Consider the following 19,765-nt stretch of genomic DNA (forward strand, 5'->3'; position numbering starts at 1 on the left):
GGCCGACCGATCTGGTCGGCGGCCGCACGGGACAGCCGGCCCACTGACGTCCGTCTGCCGACCGGCGGACGGGCTCCGACCGGCGGACGGACCACTCCCGATGACCGCACAGCCGACGGCCGACCGACAAGCAACTGCCCGCCGGACGAGCGGTCGGCAGGCAACCGGCTACCCACCGGTCGGCCGACCGACAACCGACCGGACAACCAGCGACCAGCTGACCAGCAACCGGAGTACTGGCTGCCCGGTCTCCCGGCCGCCAGCACCGGCTGCCCGGCCGACTGCCTGACTGCGGCAACCGGCCGTTCAGGCCACCTGCGCGGCACCGGCCGCCGGTCACGGCTGCCGGTACACCAACCGCCGACCGGACCGCGGACCGGCCGTCAGTCGGTGGCCGCAACGGCCTCGTCGACCGTGGTGTGAATCGGGAACACCTTGGTCAGACCAGTGATCCGGAAGATCTTGAGAATGCGCTCCTGGTTGCACACCAGGCGCAGCGAGCCCTCATGGGCCCGGACACGCTTCAGGCCGCCCACGAGCACGCCGAGGCCGGTGGAGTCGAGGAAGTCGACGCCTTCCATGTCGACAACCAGGTGGTAGCTGCCGTCATTCACCAACTCGACCAACTGCTCGCGCAGCTTGGGCGCGGTATACACATCAATCTCGCCACCGACCTCGACGACCGTACGGTCGCCACCAGGGCCGGACACATTGCGAGTCGACAAGGACAGGTCCACGGATCCTCCAGCACCTTGCTATCGAGCGGTCGCCCCTCGGTCTCCCCGGCGGAGCCAGGGGACGGATCGCCAGCCGCGATGGCATTCAATCACTTACCAGCAGCCATGCACGACGCCTTGGGACCATTGTCCGTCACGCCAGTGACACACTCGATGCCGATGGCCAAGAATCACCGCCCCAGTCGACCGGCCGAGAACAGGGACTCCCGCCCCTCTCCGGCCATGGTTCTCGACCGGCTCGCCGCAGTGGCGGGCCGGTCCGCGCGCATCACTCATACGGAGCACTTGCCCCCGCGCATGGGAACCCATGCCATCTGGCCCGATCGCATCCGGCCAGAAGTGATCGCCGCGATCCAGAAAGCCGGAATCGACCATCCGTGGGCGCACCAGGCGGCCGCCGCCGAGCACGCCCTGGACGGCGAGTCCGTGATCATCGCCACGGGCACGGCCTCGGGCAAGTCGCTCGCGTACCTCGCCCCGGTACTCACCGCCCTGCTCGACGGCTCCGAGGCCCCGAACGGCCGTGGCGCGACCGCCCTGTATCTCGCCCCCACCAAGGCCCTGGCCGCCGATCAGAGGCGTGCTGTGAAGGAACTCGCGGCACCGCTCGGCAACGCCATCAGGCCTGCGGTCTACGACGGCGACACCCCCGTCGAGGAACGCGAATGGGTGCGCCAGTACGCCAACTACGTCCTGACCAATCCCGACATGCTGCACCGCGGGATTCTCCCGTCCCACCCTCGCTGGTCCTCCTTTCTGCGCGCCCTGCGCTTTGTCGTCATCGACGAGTGCCACACCTACCGCGGCGTCTTCGGCTCCCACGTCGCCCAGGTGATACGCAGGCTGCGCCGCCTGTGCGCCCGCTACGGAGCGGATCCGGTCTTCCTCCTCGCCTCGGCCACCGCGGCGGAGCCCTCCGTCGCGGCGGGCCGCCTCACCGGTCTCCCGGTCAAGGAGGTCGCCGACGACGCCTCGCCGCGCGGCGAGCTGGTCTTCGCCCTGTGGGAGCCGCCCCTGACCGAACTGCACGGTGAGAGGGGGGCGCCCGTCCGCCGTACCGCCACCGCCGAGACCGCTGACCTCCTCACCGATCTGACCGTTCAGGGCGTCCGCTCGGTCGCTTTCGTACGCTCCCGGCGCGGCGCCGAGCTGATCTCCGTCATCGCCAAGGAACGTCTCGCCGAGGTCGACCGCTCCCTGCCCGCCCGGGTCGCCGCCTACCGCGGGGGCTATCTCCCCGAGGAGCGCCGCGCCCTGGAGCGCGCCCTGCACTCCGGCCGACTGCTCGGCCTTGCCGCCACCACCGCCCTCGAACTCGGCGTCGACGTGTCCGGCCTGGACGCCGTCGTCATCGCCGGCTACCCGGGCACCAGGGCGTCGTTGTGGCAGCAGGCGGGCCGCGCCGGGCGCTCCGGCCAGGGCGCCCTGGCCGTCCTGGTCGCCCGCGACGACCCGCTGGACACCTTCCTCGTCCACCATCCCGAGGCGCTGTTCCAGCAGCCCGTGGAGTCGACCGTCCTCGACCCGGACAACCCGTACGTCCTCGCCCCGCACCTGTGCGCCGCCGCTGCGGAGCTCCCGCTCACCGAAGCCGATCTGGAGCTCTTCGGCCCGGCCGTGGCCGAACTGCTGCCGCAGCTGGAAACCGCGAAGCTGCTGCGCAGACGGGCGTCGGGCTGGCACTGGACCCGCCGCGAGCGCGCCGCCGATCTCACCGACATCCGGGGCGAGGGCGGCCGCCCCGTCCAGATCGTCGAGGAGGGCACCGGCCGGCTGCTGGGCACGGTCGACGAGGCTGCCTCGCACACCGCCGTCCATGAAGGCGCCGTCCATCTCCACCAGGGCCGCACCTACCTGGTCCGGAAGCTGGATCTGGAGGATTCGGTGGCCCTGGTCGAAGAGGCCAATCCTCCGTACTCGACGACCGCCCGCGACACCACCGCCATCGCCGTCCTGGAGACCGACACCGAGATCCCATGGGGTGACGGGCGGCTCTGCTACGGCTCCGTGGAGGTCACCAACCAGGTCGTCTCCTTCCTGCGTCGCAAACTGATCACCGGCGAGGTCCTCGGCGAGACCAAGCTGGATCTGCCGCCCCGCACTCTGCGTACGCGCGCAGTGTGGTGGACCGTCACGCAGGATCAGCTCGACGCCGCCCGCATCAACCCGGAGATCCTCGGCGGCGCCCTGCATGCCGCGGAGCACGCTTCGATCGGGATGCTGCCGCTCTTCGCCACCTGCGACCGATGGGACATCGGTGGCGTCTCCGTACCGTTGCACCCGGACACCCTCCTGCCCACGGTCTTCGTGTACGACGGGCATCCGGGCGGTGCCGGATTCGCCGAGCGGGCCTTCCACACCGCCCGCGCATGGCTGACCGCGACCCGCCAGGCCATCGCGTCCTGCGAATGCGAGGCCGGCTGCCCGTCCTGCATCCAGTCCCCCAAGTGCGGCAACGGCAACGATCCACTGCACAAACGCGGCGCCGTGCGTCTCCTCAGCGAACTCCTGCGGTGTGCTCCGCCGGAGCCCGGGGAGCCGAGCCGTCCGGAATCGTCGGAGGCGACAGCTCCGGAAGGTCGGGAACAGCCGCCGGAGGCCCTGCCCGGGACCTGACCACCGGTTCGTACGGCCCGAAACGCACCCGGGCGGTCACATCGGCGATCTCTCCTAGCACCGCGCACCGGACCACCACGGCCCCCTGTGCCGCGGCAACCTTCTCGGCCGCCCCGCATGCCTCCTCGGACCCTTGCAGGGCCCGGTCGGCCGCGGCCAGAGCGGCCAGGTCCGCCGCGCCGCCGGCCCGGTGCCGAACAGCCACCACCTGCCCGAGCGCCAGCACGACAGCGAACACCGCACACAAGGTTGCCGTGGTCATCGCCACCCATACCGTCGCCAGCCCCCTGTCCCGGTCCGCCGGGCCCTGGTCCGGCTCGCGGCCCCGGGCCCGGCTCCGGCCCCGTCCGCGCCCGGGGCCACAGGACCCACATACGTGGAGCCACCTGGTCACAGCCCTCGCTGCACCCCGTCCCAGCCCGGTCATGGCGTCACCCCCACCGTGTCCTCGGCCAGTGCCGCCGCCTCCGCATGAAGCGTCAGGGCCAGCGGGCCGATTCCGGGTGCGGGCGCTGCCACCCGCACCCGCCACATATCCCCGGCCCGCTCCATCGCGATTTCGGCCCCGCCGGGTGCCGCCGAACGGGCGGCTTCCAGCACCTGTGGCTCCGGTTCCGAACGGGCTGCCGCCCTCGCCCCCGCCCTGGCCGCGTCCACGCACCGGATCTGGGCGGAAGCGGCCATCAGGGCCCAGACCAAGGCCAGGGCGAACGCCACCAGTACCGGAATCGCCATGGCCGCTTCCGCCGTCACCGCGCCCCGGTCCCCACCCGTGCCCGCAGTCCCCGAACGGCTCCCAGCACACGCCCCGGAACCATTCCTAGAACTTCGCATCGAGTGCGTCCTTCAGCAGTGACTGCAGCGCGGCCATGACCGGCTGGCTGGTCACCACCTTGTAGAGCACCGCCGCGAACGCACAGGCCGCGATCGTCCCCACCGCGTATTCGGACGTCGTCATTCCGTTGTCCGACCGGACTCGGCGCGCCATGCTCCGCACCCAGCTCCTGAATCGCTGCACCATTTCAACCCCCGCGAAATACGTAATTAATGCCGAATTGGTAATTATTAGTTTTTTTCAGCCGGCGTGAAGCAGGCCGGTGGCCAGCCCGATCACCACCGGCGCCACCCCGACCGCCAGGAACGCAGGCAGAAAACAGAGTCCGACCGGTGCGGTGATCAGCACGCCTGCCCGCTGGGCGCGCGCCACGGCCGCACTCGCCCGCTCCGCCCGCATCGCCTCGGCCAGCCGCGCCACCGGCTCCGCCGCCGGAGCTCCGGTCGATCCCGCCCGGTCCAGGCAACGGGACAGCGCACCGGCGCCCGGTATCTCCCCGAACCGCCCCCAGGCCACAGCCGGTTCACCACCGAGCCGGATCTCCGCCGCCGTCCGCGCCAGACGCACACCGACCGGTCCGCCCAGCGACTCCCCCACCGCTTCCGCCGCCTCCCGGGGCCCGGCACCGGCCGAAATGCAGGCAGCCAAGAGGTCTGCTGCCAACGGGAGTTGACGTACAACCTCGACTGTCTCCGCAGCGCCGGACCCCTGTTCGCCACTGCGCCGGGCCCGCTGCCACCGCCGGGCGCCGTACGCCCCCGCCAGCCCGGCCACGCACCCCAACAGGCCGCCGACCAGAACCACGCCCGTCGCCACAGCCCCCAGCGGCGCGATCCACTCCTTGGTTGCCCGGGCGCCGGAAACCGCGCGTCCGGGCCGACGCTTCTCCGCGCCGATCGCCATCAGCACCGCACCCCGACGGCGTACCACCCCCCTCCGCCGCCGCCCCGACAGGGCGAGAGCCAGATACAGGACCACGCCCAGAACCGCCCACACCGCCGCCACCAGGTGGGCGGCATCGCCGATGCCCCCGCTCATGCCGCCTCCCCCGCCCGTACGATCCGTCCGGCCCAGCAGAGCCCGGCAGCCTCCAGCAACCCGCCCGCCACCAGACAGACCAGCCCGGCAGGCGTGTGCAGCAGCACCTCCAGCGGATCCGCTCCGAGCGCCGCCCCCAGTCCCAGCCCAAGCACCGGCAGCAGCGCGAGCACGGCCACCGTCGACCAGGCACCAGCCAGTTGGGCCCGTAACTCCTCGCGTCTGCGTCGCTCGGACCGCAGTGCGCCTTCCAGACGGTCCAGCCCCGCCGCGAGCCCGGCCCCGCCGTCCGCCGCCACCCGCCAGCAGGCCGCAACCCCGGCAAGCCCGTCCAGACCCGGCTCCCGCGCCGCCTGCCCGAGCGCCCCGGGTACATCGCCACCGAACCGTGCCGCGGCGGACACACCGGCCTCCGCCGCTCCCATCACCCCGGTCCCGCGGACAGCGACGAGCAGCGCCTGCCCCGGCTCGTGTCCGGCCCGCAACTCACCCACGACGGCACCGCACAGCGCCACCACCCCATCCGCCCGGCGTTCCCGCTCCCGTGCCAGGGCCTGTCTCCGCAGCCACCGCCGCACCAGCGGCACCGCGACCGCCCCGGCCAGCACCGGAAGCACGGACTCCCCCAGCACAGCCATGGCCAGCGCCACCGGCAAACAGAGCCATTCCCGCCGCTCCCGCAACCACGCCTGGAACCACGCCCGAACCTGCTCCCAGCGCGCACGCAGGGGCGACTCCACCACTCCGTCGATGAACAGCACCCGGGCTCTCCGCCGCGCCTGGTCCTGCGTCACCACCAACCAAGCAGCCACCGCGACGCACAAGACCGCCGCGCAGCCCGCACCCGCCGACAGCCCCGGCGCCGCACCGCCGCTCACAGCGCACCTCCGATCAGCGACCGCAGCCGCTCCCAGCCCCGGTCCCGCACGAATCCGCCGGCACCCCAGCGCAGCGCCGGCACGGTCACCACCAGCCCGGCCGCGTCCCGCTCCAGGACCTGCACCTCGGCGATCCGCCGCTGTCCGGCCCGGTCCCGTACGAGATGGACCACCACCGACAGCGCCGCCGCCAACTGGCTGTGAAGTGCCGTCCGGTCCAGCCCCGCCGCCGTCCCAAGCGCCTCAAGGCGGGCTGGGACGTGCTCGGCGGCATTGGCGTGAACCGTCCCGCAGCCGCCCTCGTGCCCGGTATTCAGCGCGGCCAGCAGTTCGGTGACCTCAGCACCCCGCACCTCCCCGACGACCAGCCGGTCGGGCCGCATCCGCAGCGCCTGTCGCACCAGGTCCCGAAGGGTCACCCGGCCTGCCCCCTCCTGATTGGCGGGGCGCGACTCCAGACGCACCACATGCGGATGGTCCGGCCGCAGCTCCGCCGAATCCTCGGCGAGCACGATTCGCTCGCGCTCCCCGACCGCACCCAGCAGGCTCGACAGGAGGGTCGTCTTTCCGGCTCCCGTCCCCCCGCTGATCAGATACGAGACCCGGGCGTCCACCAAAGCCCGCAGCACCCGGTCGCCGCCCGGTGGCACCGTCCCCGCCGCGACCAGTTCCGTCAGCGAGAAGGCCCTGGGGCGTACCACCCGCAGCGACAGACACGTCGAGCCGACGGACACCGGCGGCAGCACGGCGTGCATACGGGTGCCGTCCGGCAGCCGTGCGTCCACCCACGGCCGGGCGTCGTCGAGACGCCGCCCCGCCACGGCCGCCAGCCGCTGCGCCAGCCTGCGCACCGCGGCAGCGTCCGGGAATGTCACCCCGGTGAGTTCGAGTCCGCCACCCCGGTCCACCCACACCCGGTCCGGAGCGCAGACCAGCACATCCGTCACCGCCGGGTCGGCGAGCAGCGGTTCCAGCACGCCGGTCCCGACCAGCTCGCCGCGCAACTCATCGGCCGCACCGAGCACTTCGGCATCGCCGAGCAGCCGCCCCTGGGCACGCAGCGCGGCCGCGACCCCGGCCGGGGTCGGCGCCGCGCCGCTCTGCGCCAGCCGCTGCCGTACGGCGTCGAGCAGCGTCTCGGTCATGACGCACCCCCAGCGGTACGGCTCCCGACGCCCTCCGGGGCGAGCGCCCGCTCCCAGAAGGCTGCGCAGAACCTGGCCAGTGGACCGCGCGCACTGCCGCCGGGCGGTGCCCCGCCGTCCTGGGCCGCCAGCAGCCCGGCTTCGAGCGGGAGTTCGCCAACCAGCGGTAGCCCAAGCGCTTGCGCTACCCAGCCCTCGTCGAGGCCCGCCGCGTACGGACCGCGCGCCACCACTCGCAGGTCGTCCAGGACCATTCCGGCCATCGACGCCACCCGCTTCGCCGCCGCGACCGCCCGAAGCTCCCCGGGGACCACCAACAGCCCGAGGTCCAGCTGCGCGAGCGCCTCGGCAACCGCCTCGTCGACCCGGCGCGGCAGATCGACGACGACCACTCCGCCGAGCCTGCGCGCTGCGGCCAGCACGGCCTGTATGGCCTGCGGCGGGATCACCACCCAGTCGTCGCGGCCCCAGCTGAGCACCCGCAGACCGTGCAGTGCGGGCAGCGACTCCTCCAGCGCGCCTCCGCCGACCCGCCCTTTGGAATGAGCGAAATCCGGCCACCTCATTCCCTCGGCCCGCTCACCTCCGAGCAGCACATCGATGCCCCCGCCGAGCGGGTCACCGTCGATCAGCATCGTGCGCCGCCCGGCCCTGGCCGCCGTCACTGCGAGGGCGCAGGCCAGCGTGGACGCGCCGGAGCCGCCCCGCCCGCCGATCACTCCGACGGTGAGTGCAGGCCGGCCCACGCCTTCCGCCGCATTGGCGATCTGGTCGACGAGCCACCCCTCGGAGTCGGGCAGTCTCAGCACATATTCGGCCCCGATCTCCACGGCGCGGCGCCAGACGTCCGGGACATCCTGGTCCCGGCCGACGAGCATCACGCCGCGTCTGCGCGCCGCCCCTCGGCACCGCTGCGCGGCGTCGTCCCCCACGAGAACCATCGGGGCCTGCTCCCAGCTGCCTCTGCGTTCGGGCAGCGAGTGATGGACTTCCGGTTCCGCTCCGGCGGCAGCGCACAGCCGCAGCAGATCGTCGAGAAGTTCCACATCCTCGGTCACGATCAGCGGTCCACCCCGCCGCACTTCGGCGCTCGGCAGACGATCTCGCGCGTAGGATTCAGCCACGATCTCCACCCCCTTCTCACTGCACCTTCATCGCAGTTCGCGCTGATCTCGGAGCGTTCCGGGATCAGCGATTCCACAACCCGCGGACTTCGCGGCTGGAATCACCGTGCGGCACTTCGGGAAATCGTGTGGATCTTGCTCAAAAACTGTGGACAACTCCACCGCTGTGAATAACTCGGTCACTCATACCGGCGACTTCCAGAGAGCAGCACTTCCGCTACACACTGTGACGGGGTGCGATGGTGAGAGACGAGGCAAGAATCGCGCCGTCGTAGCCGAAACGAGGGCGGAATGCTTGATTCCGAACCGCAGAAGTGGGTCCGGACATGCGACGACCCCCGCCGGGGGGGAGAGCGGGGGTCGTCCCCACGGCCGACTCGGGGGGGAGGAGCCGGACCGGGTTAGCACGGTCGCGAACGATCCGTGACTTCCATGGTGTACCCGAGAGCCTTCTCAGGCAAACCCACACGCCAGAGTTTACGCCGAATGGTGGGCCCCTATGCTCTGCCTTGTGGAAAACCGCTTCTTGCCGCGCACGGCAGCCTTCTTCGACCTGGACAAGACGGTCATTGCGAAGTCTTCGACACTGACCTTCAGCAAGTCCTTCTACCAAGGCGGACTGATCAACCGCCGCGCTGTACTGCGCACTGCGTACGCACAGTTCGTGTTCCTCGCCGGGGGTGCAGATCACGACCAGATGGAGCGGATGCGGGAATATCTCTCCGCGCTCTGCAAGGGTTGGAACGTACGGCAAGTGAAGGAAATCGTTGCCGAGACCCTGCACGATCTGATCGACCCGATCATCTATGACGAAGCGGCGACGCTCATCGAGGAGCACCACACTGCCGGGCGCGATGTGGTGATCGTCTCAACCTCGGGCGCCGAGGTCGTCGAACCGATCGGCGAGCTGCTCGGCGCCGACCGCGTGGTCGCCACCCGAATGGTCGTCGGCGACGACGGCTGCTTCACCGGCGAAGTGGAGTACTACGCGTACGGACCGACGAAGGCCGAGGCGATCAAGGCGCTCGCAGTGTCGGAGGGGTACGACCTCTCGCGCTGCTACGCCTACAGCGATTCGGCGACCGACGTACCGATGCTGGAATCGGTCGGACACCCACACGCGGTGAATCCGGACCGCGCTCTGCGGCGCGAGGCGACCCTGCGCGAGTGGCCGGTTCTCGTCTTCGACCGACCGGTCCGGCTCAAGCAGCGACTGCCTACCTTCACGATGCCGCCGCGTCCCGCGCTGGTCGCGGCAGCGGCAGTGGGCGCAGCCGCGGTCACAGCGGGGCTGGTCTGGTACACCTCCCGCCGGTGCTCCTCCGCTCCCTCCGCCTGACCCACGAACCGGGCGGCACCCCGACGCCCTGATCCCGTCACCCGACCCCGCCAATGGGGCCGGACGGGGCGACGGTCTCGGCCCAATTCACCGACTGAACCGAGTTGTCCGACTCACCCGTAATTGAACCCAAAAGTAAAGAAGTACGGCCAGCACTACCGCTCACACCGGCCCTGGAGTACAAAGGACTCAACGGCCCGCGAGACCAAGGACGTCCGAGAGGATTACCTGTAACGCAGAGAAGGCCCCACGGACCGAGCATGAAAACCGAGCACCCACGCGACGTCGACCCGTCGATTACGGGCCAGCCGCACCAGGGAACGGGCAAAGCCCCCGACCTGATGGGCACATATCGAGGACGCATGGTAACTGGGTAGACGTGCCAGCGGCGGTACCGAGGACGGTACCGCCGCAACCCTTATATCGGGCCGTGAAGTTGCCCCGCCGAAGTCGCTGCGAAGTCGCCCTGGCCCGGTGAAATCACCGCCCTGGAGTTACGACCCTGAGGTTATGCGGTGAAGTGCTGCGGCTGCCGATTCAGCCCGTCGCACCCGACGCCGCGAAGCCGCCACGTCGCTACGCGGCGCCGCGCTGCAGCGCCTCGCATACGGCCGTCGATTCCCTGACTCCCAGTTCCACGGCGCGCCCACAGTGCGCGATCCAGGTCGCCATCCCGTCCGACGTCCCCGAAAGATAGCCATCGAACGCCGCGATGTACGCCGCCCGGCCCTGCTCGGCGTGCCCCACCTCGGCGGGGCAGATCGATTTGGGGTCGAGCCCGCTCCCGATCAACACGATCCGCTCGGCGGTCCGCGCGACGAGGCCGTTGTACGAACCGAAGGGGCGCAGGGCCAGCAGTTCACCGTGCACAACCGCCGCCGTCACCAACGCGGGCGCCGAAGTGCCCGAAAGGATCAGCCCGGAGAGTCCTTCCAGTCGTCCGGCCACCTCGCCGGCGTCCGGCAGCGGCGCTTCGATCAGCGGTTCGTCCACGGGTTCACCCGCCAGCCGCGGCCGACCGACAGCATCCTCGGGTTCGGCACCACCGGCCGCAACCAGATGCAGCCGCGCCAGAACGCGCAAGGGCGACTGCCGCCAGATGGAGAGCAGTTGGCCCGCTTCGGCGGTCAGCCTCAGGGCCGCTCCGATCACATGCGCCTCACCGTCTCCGCTGAAGTCGGTGCGTCGGCGCACCTCCTCCAGATTCCAGTCAGCCCCGGACAGCGCGGCCGAACCACGGGCGCCACGCAGTGCCGCTTCGGCGGTGACTTCATTGCTCCGGCGCCGCATGACACGGTGACCGTAGACGCGGTCGACGGCCTTGCGTACGGAGTCCACCGCATCGGCTACTCCCGGCAGGGCGCCCAGGGCGGCGAGCGGATCAGAGGCAGGCGTACTCATAGGTAGTGAGGCTACGCGCCCACTACTCCATTACCACCCGGGAGTGGCCTTCTTCACGAAGTGTGACAGCAGAACGCGATCGCCCCGCTACCCTAGGTGAACATGAAGATCGCTTTCGTAGGGAAGGGCGGCAGCGGCAAGACCACGCTGTCCTCGCTCTTCATCCGCCACCTTGCCGCCAATGAAGCCCATGTCGTCGCGGTGGACGCCGACATCAACCAGCACCTCGGGGTCGCGCTCGGCCTCGATGACCAGGAAGCCGCAGCGCTCCCCGCCATGGGAGCCCAGTTGCCTCTGATCAAGGAGTACCTGCGCGGCAGTAATCCCCGTATCGCCTCCATCGAGACGATGATCAAGACGACACCGCCCGGCGAGGGCTCGCGACTCCTGCGGGTCCGCGAGGGCAACCCGATCTACGACGCGTGCGCCCGTACGGTCCGGCTCGACGACGGGGAGATCCGGCTGATGGCCACCGGCCCGTTCACCGAGTCGGATCTGGGCGTGGCGTGCTACCACTCCAAGGTCGGTGCGGTCGAGCTCTGTCTCAACCACCTGGTCGACGGCCCCGACGACTATGTCGTCGTCGACATGACAGCCGGATCGGACTCCTTCGCTTCCGGGATGTTCACCCGTTTCGACATGACATTCCTGGTCGCCGAGCCGACCCGCAAGGGGGTCTCCGTATACCGCCAGTACAAGGAGTACGCGCGGAACTTCGGGGTGGCGCTGAGGGTCATCGGCAACAAGGTGCAGGGCGAGGACGATCTGGATTTCCTGCGTGCCGAGGTGGGCGACGACCTGCTGGTCACCGTCGGGCACTCCGACTGGGTACGGGCTATGGAGAAGGGTCGGCCCGCCCGCTTCGAGCTGCTGGAGGCGGACAACCGGATGGCTCTGCAGGCACTCCAGAACGCCGCGGAGGATTCGTACGAGCAGCGGGACTGGGAGCGATACACGCGGCAGATGGTGCACTTCCATCTGAAGAACGCGGAGAGCTGGGGCAATGAGAAGACGGGCGCCGACCTGGCCGCCCAGGTCGACCCCGCCTTCGTACTCGACGAGCGGCACGTGCAGGACGGCGCCGCCCAGCCGGCCTGACGGGCGGGTCAGCCAACCCCGTCAGACGGCCCAGCCGATCTGGTCGGTCGGCGCCCCGGCCGGGAGAATGCGTTCGCTCCGCCGGGGCGTCGTGGACGTTCTTTCCACCAAGGTGTCGTTGACGTTCTTTCCGTCGGAGTGCCCTTGCCCATCGAGGGCCGTTCACAGCAGCACCGGTCCGCAGCCGAAGGACGCTCAGCTCGGTGGCCGTGCGCGGCCACCGAGCACCGTCACCGGGAGCTGTCGCCGAGCCGACGACCGGACCGGCCTGCGCCCGGTCCGGCGTGATCCGTGCCGGTCCCCGATGTCCGGCCCGCTTCTGCCGCCGGGCCTCCGACCCCACGGAGTTCTTCGCTCCGGCGCCCCGGTTCGCGGCGCCTGGCCCGGCGGCTCCGGTCCTGGATTCCGAACCGGAGGAGCAGCCGGCCACCGCGACCAGCGCAATAGCCTCGGCGCCCAGGGCGACCCGTCCGGCGGCGGTCCTCTTCGCGGCAGCCAGCATCCGCCCACCCTCTTCCTTGCGGACAATTCGCGTCGACGTGCCGACACGGCGCGGCCAAGTTCGCATGGAGCTTCGCCGGAATCAGCACGATAGGCCGCATGAAAAGCTGCCTATTCACTTGAATGGGTGATTGACTCGGCCATTTGACCTTAAGCATGGACACAAATCTTTACTCTCCATTACGATCTGTTTACTGAGAGTTGAGAAATCCCGCAACTGCAAACCGTGACCCACGGCCGCGTCCCCCACATTCCGCGACCACACCGTCTCGGAGAAGAAGGGAATATGTCCACCTTTGTGACCACTCGTCGTGACCGCCCACCCCGCAGTTCGCGCCCACCCCGCGCCTGGGGGATCAAACGACCACACAGCCCGCCACCTCCGCGTCACGGCGGACGATTCCGCATCGCGGGCGCCGACCTGTCCGCTTCGATCACGGTCTTCCTGCTCGCCGTCCCCATGTCGCTCGGCCTCGCCGTCGCCATGGACGCCCCGCTGGAGGCCGGCCTCATCTCCGCCGCCATCGGTGGCATCGTCGCCGGGCTACTCGGCGGCACGCCCCTCCAGGTCAGCGGCCCGTCCGCCGGACTGACCGTGGTCACAGCCGAGTTGATCCAGACCTACGGCTGGCGTACCACCTGCGCGATCACCATCGGCGCCGGACTGTTGCAGGTCCTGCTGGGCTCACTGCGGGCAGCGCGCAGCGCTCTCGCCGTCAGCCCCGCCATCGTGCACGGCACCCTCGCAGGAATCGGCGTGGCCATCGCGCTCGCCCAGCTGCACATCGTGCTCGGCGGCTCGCCCCAGAGTTCAGCGGTCGCCAACACTCTCGCCCTTCCCGGCCAGTTGGGGCGGGTGAGCCCGGCCGCACCCCTGATCGGCGTGCTGACCATCGCCGTCCTGGTCCTGTGGCCGCGGACTCCAGGGCGGATCGGCCGGGTGGTACGGCGAATTCCGGCCGCCCTCGCCGCAGTGGTGACCGCTACGGCGGTGGCCGCGCTCGCCGTGCCCGGGATCGCCCGGGTCGACCTGCCGTCCTGGCGCTCCCACGCACTGCCGGAGATACCGCAAGGTCCCGTACTCGCCCTGGCCACAGCTGTGTTCACGGTGATGCTGGTGGCCAGTCTGGAGTCGCTGCTCGCCGCGGTGGCCGTGGACAAGCTGACGGCCGACCGCGCCGGCGAGCGAACGGCCGCCCGGTCACAGGCCGCCCCGCCTTCGGCGTCCGTATCGGTATCGACACCGGCGTCGGCGCCGCCCGTGTCGGCCCATCCGTCCCCGGCCCCGCCCCTGTCGGCCCCGCCGTCCCCGTCCCCGCCGGCCCCGCTGGCCCTGCCCGTCAGACGTTCCGATCTCGACCGTGAGCTGCGCGCCCAAGGCATCGCCAACACCCTGTCCGGGCTGGTGGGCGGGCTCGCGGTGTCCGGCGGCGCGGTGCGCAGCTCGGCAAATGTGCGGGCAGGGGCAACGGGCCGCGCCTCCACCGTGCTGCACGGCGTCTGGATGCTTCTCGCCACCGGGTTGCTGGTCACCGTGCTGGAGTGGATCCCGCTGTCCGCCCTCGCCGCGCTGGTCATGATGGTCGGCATCAAGATGGTGAGCTTCGCCCACATCCGCAATGTCCATAAGCACCGGGAATTCCTGGTATACGGGGCGACGATCTCCGGCGTGGTCCTCTTCGGTGTGCTCAAGGGTGTGGTGATCGGCATCGCGGCGGCAGTGGCCGTGGCACTGCACCGGCTGGCCCGGACCAGGATCACCGTCACCGATCAGGGTGAACAGCATCTGATCGTCGTACGGGGCCAGTTGACGTTTCTCGCGGTGCCTCGGCTCAGTCGGACGCTCGGGCAGTTGCCGCAGGGCGGTGATGTCGTCGTCGAGCTGGACGGCTTCTTCATGGACCATGCGGCGTACGAGACGATCCAGGACTGGAGCCTTGCCCAGAAGGCCCACGGCGGCAGGGTCGTCTTCACCGGCAGCGCAGGCGGCCGAATCGCCGAGCCCGCCTCGTCGGCGCACTCCTGTTGCCGCCCCTGGACGCCCTGGCGGAACCATCACTGCCACGACCGGCCCGTCGAGCAGACGCTCGAGACCCGCCAGGCTCCCGGCACCCCCTTCAGTGGCACCCGCACCGGCCTGGACCCCACCCCGGGCGCCGACACGAGCCCATCTCCCAGCACCGTCGACGCCCACGGCTCCGCCTCCGACTCAGCCCCTGGTGCCGGTCGCACCTCCAACTCCACCCCTGGCACTGGTCCCACCTCCAGCCCCGGCGCCCACAACACTCACGCCCCGGCCGACCCGCCCGCCCCCGCCCCACGTCGCACCAGCGGCAACCGCCTGGCCAGCGGCCTGAGTTCGTTCCAGCGCAACACCGCCCCGCTGGTGCGCGAGGAGTTGGCCCGGCTGGCCCGCGAGGGTCAGCGCCCCTCCCAGCTCTTCATCACCTGCGCGGACTCCCGCCTGGTCACCAGCATGATCACGGCGAGTGGCCCGGGCGACCTGTTCACCGTGCGGAACATCGGCAATCTGGTGCCCCCGCCGGATACCGATTCGGGTGACGACTCGGTGGGTGCCGCGATCGAGTACGCGGTGGATGTGCTGAAGGTGGAGTCCATCACCGTGTGCGGGCACTCCGGCTGCGGTGCGATGCAAGCGCTGCTAGACGCCGAGCCCGCCTCGGAAACTCCGCAGACGTCCCTGTGGCGCTGGCTGAGACACGGGCTGCCGAGCCTGGAACGGATGGCATCCCGGCATTACGCCTGGGCGCGGATCTCCGGTCGGCTGCCGACCGATGCGGTGGAGCAGCTCTGCCTCACCAACGTGGTCCAGCAGTTGGACCATCTGCGAGCCCACGAATCGGTGGCCCGGCGACTCTCCGAGGCGACGATCCAACTGCACGGGATGTATTTCCATGTGGGCGAAGCGCAGGCCTATCTGCTGACCGAGGGTGCAAGCGCCGGACTTGCGCTCGACGAGGTCTTCGACCGCGTGGACCCGGGCGACGCCCCGGAAGGCCTCTCCGCCCCGGGTGATCCTTCGGGTCCGAGCGAGTTGGAACGTTCTGGCGTCTGAACCGCATTCGCCCCCGGTCCGTGAGACCTTGTGGCCCCGCCTTCGCAACACACCGTGTCGCTCCGCAACGCACCGTGCCGCTCGGCCTTCGTTGGTCGGTACGGCGCTGGTCGGTACGGCCTCGCATCGCGTCAGCCATACGGGAGGCGGGACTGTGTCTCCATGCACGCCCATACACGAGACACAGGTCTAAACCAATTTCGGGCAGACACTTGTCACCCGGCCTTTGGCCTGATGAGCTGTGCCCCGGGACACAACGGACACCCTGGGAATGGGAGATGTCGTGAGCAATGAAAGCTTGGCCAATCTGCTTCGTGAGGAGCGGCGGTTCGCACCGCCTGCCGATCTGGCCGCGAACGCCAACGTCAAAGCGGAGGCGTACGAGCAGGCCGAGGCGGACCGGCTGGGCTTCTGGGCCGAGCAGGCCCGTCGCCTGACCTGGGCCACGGAGCCGACCGAAACGCTCGACTGGAGCAACCCGCCCTTCGCGAAGTGGTTCGCGGACGGCAAGCTGAACGTCGCGTACAACTGCGTGGACCGCCACGTCGAGGCCGGCCACGGCGACCGGGTCGCCATCCACTTCGAGGGCGAGCCCGGCGACAGCCGCGCGATCACATACGCCGACCTCAAGGACGAGGTCTCCCGGGCCGCGAACGCGCTCATCGAGCTCGGTGTCGGCAAGGGCGACCGGGTCGCCGTCTATCTGCCGATGATCCCCGAGGCCGCCATCGCGATGCTGGCCTGCGCCCGCATCGGCGCCGCGCACTCGGTGGTCTTCGGCGGCTTCTCGGCCGACGCCATCGCCGCCCGTATCCAGGATGCGGACGCCAAGGTCGTGATCACCAGCGACGGTGGTTACCGCCGGGGCAATCCGTCCGCACTCAAGCCCGCCGTGGACGACGCCGTCTCCCGTATCGACAGCGTCGAGCATGTCCTGGTGGTGCGGCGCACCGGCCAGGACACCGCGTGGACCGAGGGCCGCGACGTCTGGTGGCACGAGATCACCGGCCGGCAGTCCGCCGAGCACACCCCCGAGGCGTTCGAGGCGGAGCAGCCGCTCTTCGTCCTGTACACCTCCGGCACCACGGGCAAGCCGAAGGGCATCCTGCACACCTCCGGTGGCTACCTCACGCAGGTCGCGTACACCCACCACGCGGTCTTCGACCTCAAGCCGGAGACCGACGTCTTCTGGTGCACCGCCGACATCGGCTGGGTGACCGGCCACTCGTACATCGTCTATGGCCCGCTCGCCAACGGCGCGACGCAGGTCATGTACGAGGGCACGCCCGACACCCCGCACCAGGGGCGCTTCTGGGAGATCGTGCAGAAGTACGGCGTCACGATCCTCTACACCGCGCCGACCGCGATCCGTACGTTCATGAAGTGGGGTGACGACATCCCCGCCAAGTTCGACCTGAGCAGCCTTCGGGTCCTCGGTTCGGTCGGTGAGCCGATCAACCCTGAGGCGTGGATGTGGTACCGCAAGCACATCGGCGCCGACAAGTGCCCGATCGTGGACACCTGGTGGCAGACCGAGACCGGCGCGATGATGATCGCGCCGCTGCCGGGCGTCACGGAGACCAAGCCGGGAAGCGCCCAGCGCGCCCTGCCCGGCATTTCCGCCACGGTCGTCGACGACGAGGCCAACGAGGTTCCGAACGGCGGGGGCGGCTATCTCGTCCTCACCGAACCGTGGCCGTCGATGCTCCGCACCATCTGGGGCGACGACCAGCGTTTCATCGACACCTACTGGTCGCGCTTCGAAGGCAAGTACTTCGCGGGCGACGGCGCCAAGAAGGACGAGGACGGCGACATCTGGCTGCTCGGCCGGGTCGACGACGTGATGCTCGTGTCCGGGCACAACATCTCGACCACCGAAGTCGAGTCGGCGCTCGTGTCGCATCCGTCGGTCGCCGAGGCCGCCGTGGTCGGCGCCGCCGACGAGACGACCGGCCAGGCCATCGTGGCGTTCGTGATACTGCGCGGTACGGCCTCGGCCTCCGACGAGCTCGTCGCGGAGCTGCGCAACCACGTAGGCGCCACGCTCGGCCCGATTGCCAAGCCGAAGCGGATCCTGCCGGTTGCCGAGCTGCCGAAGACCCGCTCGGGCAAGATCATGCGTCGTCTGCTGCGTGACGTCGCCGAGAACCGCGAGCTGGGCGACGTCACGACGCTCACCGACTCCTCGGTGATGGACCTCATCCAGACCCAGCTGCCGTCCTCCTCCTCCGAGGACTGAGCCCAGGTTCCGCTCCTCGGAGAACTCGGCCCAGGCTCAGTCTTCCGAGGACCGGGCGCAGGTTCCGCTTCCTGCCCGCCCGCAAGGGAGCGACCCGCAGTGAGTACGTCCCCGAGGGGTATCCGGCAACGCGCCGGGTGCCCCTCGGACATTTAAGGTGAAGATCACCGGATACAGCTCCGCACACCCCAGGTACAGTGGCAGCCGCATTAACAAAGCAATAAGAAATCTCCACAGGGTGTGCCGGGAAGTCTGGTCGGCAAGTGCATCAGCCATGCCATCGCTGCCGTACCGACCCGGAGGTCCCCACTCGTGGCCGCGCCCACCCCCGCACCCCCTTCCTCTTCGTCCCGCCGCACCTTTCTCGGACGTCTGTCACTCCCTGAGCGGAACTACCTCGCGGATGCCCTGCGCACCGAGACCGTCGGCGGCGTCATCCTGCTGGTCGCCGCGGTAGCGGCCCTGGTGTGGGCGAACACTTTCGGTTCCGGGTATGCGGCCGTGAGCGAGTTCCACATCGGTCCCGGTTCGCTGGGCCTCAACCTCTCCGTGGAGCACTGGGCGGCCGACGGGCTGCTCGCGGTCTTCTTCTTCGTCGCAGGCGTCGAACTGAAGCGGGAACTGGTCGCGGGCGAGTTGCGCGACCCCAAGGCGGCCGCCCTCCCCGTCGTCGCCGCGCTGTGCGGAATGGCGGTTCCGGCCGTCGTCTACACGCTCGTGGCCGTGGCCGGCGGAGGTTCCACGGGCGGCTGGGCCGTCCCCACCGCCACCGACATCGCCTTCGCCCTCGCCGTCCTCGCGGTCATCGGGACCTCGCTGCCGAACGCGCTGCGCGCCTTCCTGCTGACCCTCGCCGTCGTCGACGACCTCTTCGCGATCCTGATCATCGCGGTCTTCTTCACCGAGAAGATCAACTTCATGGCGCTCATCGGCGCCTTCATCGGCCTCGCCGTCTTCTATCTGCTGCTGCGCAGGAATGTGCGCGGCTGGTACATCTACGTACCGCTCGCCCTGGTCATCTGGGGCCTGATGTACAACAGCGGCATCCACGCCACCATCGCCGGTGTCGCCATGGGCCTGATGCTCCGCTGCACGCGGCGGGACGGCGAGACCCACTCCCCCGGCGAGCACATCGAGCACCTGATCCGCCCGCTGTCGGCCGGTGTCGCCGTACCCCTGTTCGCCCTCTTCGCTGCCGGGGTCTCCCTCTCCGGCGGCGCGCTGGCGGGCGTCTTCACCCGTCCCGAGACGCTCGGTGTCGTCCTGGGCCTGGTCGTCGGCAAGACGATAGGCATCTTCGGCGGTACGTGGCTGGCCACCCGCTTCACCAAGGCGGAGCTGAACAAGGACCTGGCCTGGGCGGATGTCTTCGCGGTCGCCTCGCTCGCCGGGATCGGCTTCACCGTCTCCCTGCTCATCGGCGAGCTGGCCTTCGTCGGCGACGAGGACATGATCAACGAGATCAAGGCCGCCGTGCTGCTCGGCTCCCTGACGGCCGCCGTACTCTCCGGTGTACTGCTCAAACTCCGGGTACGCAGATACCGGACGCTTCATGAGGAAGAGGAGCGCGACGAGGACGAGGACGGCGTGCCCGACGTCTACGAGCAGGACGACCCGGAGTACCACCTGCGGATGGCCGCGATCTACGAGAAGAAGGCGGCCGAGCACCGCCGCCTTGCCCAACTGGCGGGGGCAGCGAGCGTCAAGCCGGACAGTCCGGCATGATCTGACACCAGAT

The 19,765-nt window shown here is 69.9% G+C and carries 15 protein-coding genes; 6 read left to right on the top strand and 9 right to left on the bottom strand.

Features of this window, described 5'->3' with window-relative positions; translation table 11 throughout:
* Positions 1 to 383: 383 nt before the first annotated feature.
* The gene (locus OH735_RS16790; RefSeq protein ID WP_003967428.1) at positions 384 to 737 is read right to left on the bottom strand and encodes an STAS domain-containing protein; all 354 of its coding nucleotides are present in this window, start codon (positions 735 to 737) and stop codon (positions 384 to 386) included.
* 78 nt (positions 738 to 815) lie between these two features.
* Here OH735_RS16790 and OH735_RS16795 point away from each other — a divergent pair, with 78 nt between their 5' ends.
* Positions 816 to 3,353, top strand: coding sequence for a DEAD/DEAH box helicase (locus OH735_RS16795; RefSeq protein ID WP_406382353.1), 2,538 nt, complete (start codon positions 816 to 818; stop codon positions 3,351 to 3,353).
* On the opposite strand, the gene OH735_RS16800 is transcribed toward OH735_RS16795, so the two are convergent.
* The 7 genes from OH735_RS16800 to ssd are packed head-to-tail and all read right to left on the bottom strand — an operon-like array spanning position 3,235 to position 8,307.
* Positions 3,235 to 3,780, bottom strand: a complete 546-nt coding sequence (locus OH735_RS16800; RefSeq protein ID WP_406382354.1) for an Rv3654c family TadE-like protein — start codon at positions 3,778 to 3,780, stop codon at positions 3,235 to 3,237. The two genes, OH735_RS16795 and OH735_RS16800, sit on opposite strands and share 119 nt — an antisense overlap.
* Entirely contained in the window at positions 3,777 to 4,187 is a 411-nt protein-coding gene (locus tag OH735_RS16805) for a TadE family type IV pilus minor pilin (RefSeq protein ID WP_406382355.1), read from the bottom strand. Before OH735_RS16805 ends, OH735_RS16800 begins: the two co-directional genes overlap by 4 nt.
* Positions 4,174 to 4,374: a DUF4244 domain-containing protein gene (locus OH735_RS16810; RefSeq protein WP_406382356.1), complete on the bottom strand. Its 201-nt coding sequence runs from the start codon at positions 4,372 to 4,374 to the stop codon at positions 4,174 to 4,176. Before OH735_RS16810 ends, OH735_RS16805 begins: the two co-directional genes overlap by 14 nt.
* Before the next feature lie 54 nt (positions 4,375 to 4,428).
* On the bottom strand, positions 4,429 to 5,226 hold the full coding sequence (locus OH735_RS16815; RefSeq protein ID WP_406382357.1) for a type II secretion system F family protein: 798 nt from the start codon (positions 5,224 to 5,226) through the stop codon (positions 4,429 to 4,431).
* Positions 5,223 to 6,104 carry a type II secretion system F family protein gene (locus tag OH735_RS16820; protein ID WP_406382358.1) on the bottom strand — a complete coding sequence of 294 codons (882 nt, stop codon included), beginning with the start codon at positions 6,102 to 6,104 and terminating at the stop codon, positions 5,223 to 5,225. The genes OH735_RS16815 and OH735_RS16820 overlap by 4 nt, the downstream gene beginning before the upstream one ends.
* Positions 6,101 to 7,249, bottom strand: coding sequence for a TadA family conjugal transfer-associated ATPase (locus OH735_RS16825; protein ID WP_406382359.1), 1,149 nt, complete (start codon positions 7,247 to 7,249; stop codon positions 6,101 to 6,103). Before OH735_RS16825 ends, OH735_RS16820 begins: the two co-directional genes overlap by 4 nt.
* Positions 7,246 to 8,307, bottom strand: coding sequence for a septum site-determining protein Ssd (gene ssd / locus OH735_RS16830; RefSeq protein WP_406382360.1), 1,062 nt, complete (start codon positions 8,305 to 8,307; stop codon positions 7,246 to 7,248). Before ssd ends, OH735_RS16825 begins: the two co-directional genes overlap by 4 nt.
* Positions 8,308 to 8,872: 565 nt before the next feature.
* Between ssd and OH735_RS16835 the strand changes: the two genes are divergently transcribed.
* Positions 8,873 to 9,712 carry an HAD family hydrolase gene (locus tag OH735_RS16835; RefSeq protein WP_406382361.1) on the top strand — a complete coding sequence of 280 codons (840 nt, stop codon included), beginning with the start codon at positions 8,873 to 8,875 and terminating at the stop codon, positions 9,710 to 9,712.
* 576 nt (positions 9,713 to 10,288) lie between these two features.
* Here the strand turns inward: OH735_RS16835 and OH735_RS16840 are convergent.
* Positions 10,289 to 11,113, bottom strand: a complete 825-nt coding sequence (locus tag OH735_RS16840) for an oxidoreductase (RefSeq protein ID WP_406382362.1) — start codon at positions 11,111 to 11,113, stop codon at positions 10,289 to 10,291.
* A gap of 102 nt (positions 11,114 to 11,215) precedes the next feature.
* Here OH735_RS16840 and OH735_RS16845 point away from each other — a divergent pair, with 102 nt between their 5' ends.
* The 4 genes from OH735_RS16845 (at position 11,216) to nhaA (ending at position 19,752) form a co-directional block, all read left to right on the top strand.
* Positions 11,216 to 12,211: an ATP-binding protein gene (locus OH735_RS16845; RefSeq protein WP_406382363.1), complete on the top strand. Its 996-nt coding sequence runs from the start codon at positions 11,216 to 11,218 to the stop codon at positions 12,209 to 12,211.
* Positions 12,212 to 12,998: 787 nt separating this feature from the next.
* Positions 12,999 to 15,788, top strand: coding sequence for a SulP family inorganic anion transporter (locus tag OH735_RS16850; RefSeq protein WP_406382364.1), 2,790 nt, complete (start codon positions 12,999 to 13,001; stop codon positions 15,786 to 15,788).
* 241 nt (positions 15,789 to 16,029) lie between these two features.
* Entirely contained in the window at positions 16,030 to 18,027 is a 1,998-nt protein-coding gene (acs, locus tag OH735_RS16855) for an acetate--CoA ligase (RefSeq protein ID WP_406382365.1), read from the top strand.
* Positions 18,028 to 18,339: 312 nt separating this feature from the next.
* Positions 18,340 to 19,752, top strand: a complete 1,413-nt coding sequence (gene nhaA / locus OH735_RS16860; RefSeq protein ID WP_406382366.1) for a Na+/H+ antiporter NhaA — start codon at positions 18,340 to 18,342, stop codon at positions 19,750 to 19,752.
* Positions 19,753 to 19,765: the final 13 nt, after the last annotated feature.

Origin of the sequence: Streptomyces sp. NBC_01618 (genome assembly GCF_045209435.1) — a bacterium.
Taxonomy (GTDB): domain Bacteria; phylum Actinomycetota; class Actinomycetes; order Streptomycetales; family Streptomycetaceae; genus Streptomyces.

What these genes read in the sequence shown, in the direction of transcription:
- OH735_RS16805 (WP_406382355.1), bottom strand. Translation starts at nt 4,187, where the DNA reads ATGCGAAGTTCTAGGAATGGTTCCGGGGCGTGTGCTGGGAGCCGTTCG.
- OH735_RS16815 (WP_406382357.1), bottom strand. Translation starts at nt 5,226, where the DNA reads ATGAGCGGGGGCATCGGCGATGCCGCCCACCTGGTGGCGGCGGTGTGG.
- OH735_RS16835 (WP_406382361.1), top strand. Translation starts at nt 8,873, where the DNA reads ATGCTCTGCCTTGTGGAAAACCGCTTCTTGCCGCGCACGGCAGCCTTC.
- OH735_RS16850 (WP_406382364.1), top strand. Translation starts at nt 12,999, where the DNA reads ATGTCCACCTTTGTGACCACTCGTCGTGACCGCCCACCCCGCAGTTCG.
- OH735_RS16800 (WP_406382354.1), bottom strand. Translation starts at nt 3,780, where the DNA reads ATGACCGGGCTGGGACGGGGTGCAGCGAGGGCTGTGACCAGGTGGCTC.
- OH735_RS16810 (WP_406382356.1), bottom strand. Translation starts at nt 4,374, where the DNA reads ATGGTGCAGCGATTCAGGAGCTGGGTGCGGAGCATGGCGCGCCGAGTC.
- OH735_RS16845 (WP_406382363.1), top strand. Translation starts at nt 11,216, where the DNA reads ATGAAGATCGCTTTCGTAGGGAAGGGCGGCAGCGGCAAGACCACGCTG.
- OH735_RS16825 (WP_406382359.1), bottom strand. Translation starts at nt 7,249, where the DNA reads ATGACCGAGACGCTGCTCGACGCCGTACGGCAGCGGCTGGCGCAGAGC.
- OH735_RS16840 (WP_406382362.1), bottom strand. Translation starts at nt 11,113, where the DNA reads ATGAGTACGCCTGCCTCTGATCCGCTCGCCGCCCTGGGCGCCCTGCCG.
- OH735_RS16795 (WP_406382353.1), top strand. Translation starts at nt 816, where the DNA reads ATGGCATTCAATCACTTACCAGCAGCCATGCACGACGCCTTGGGACCA.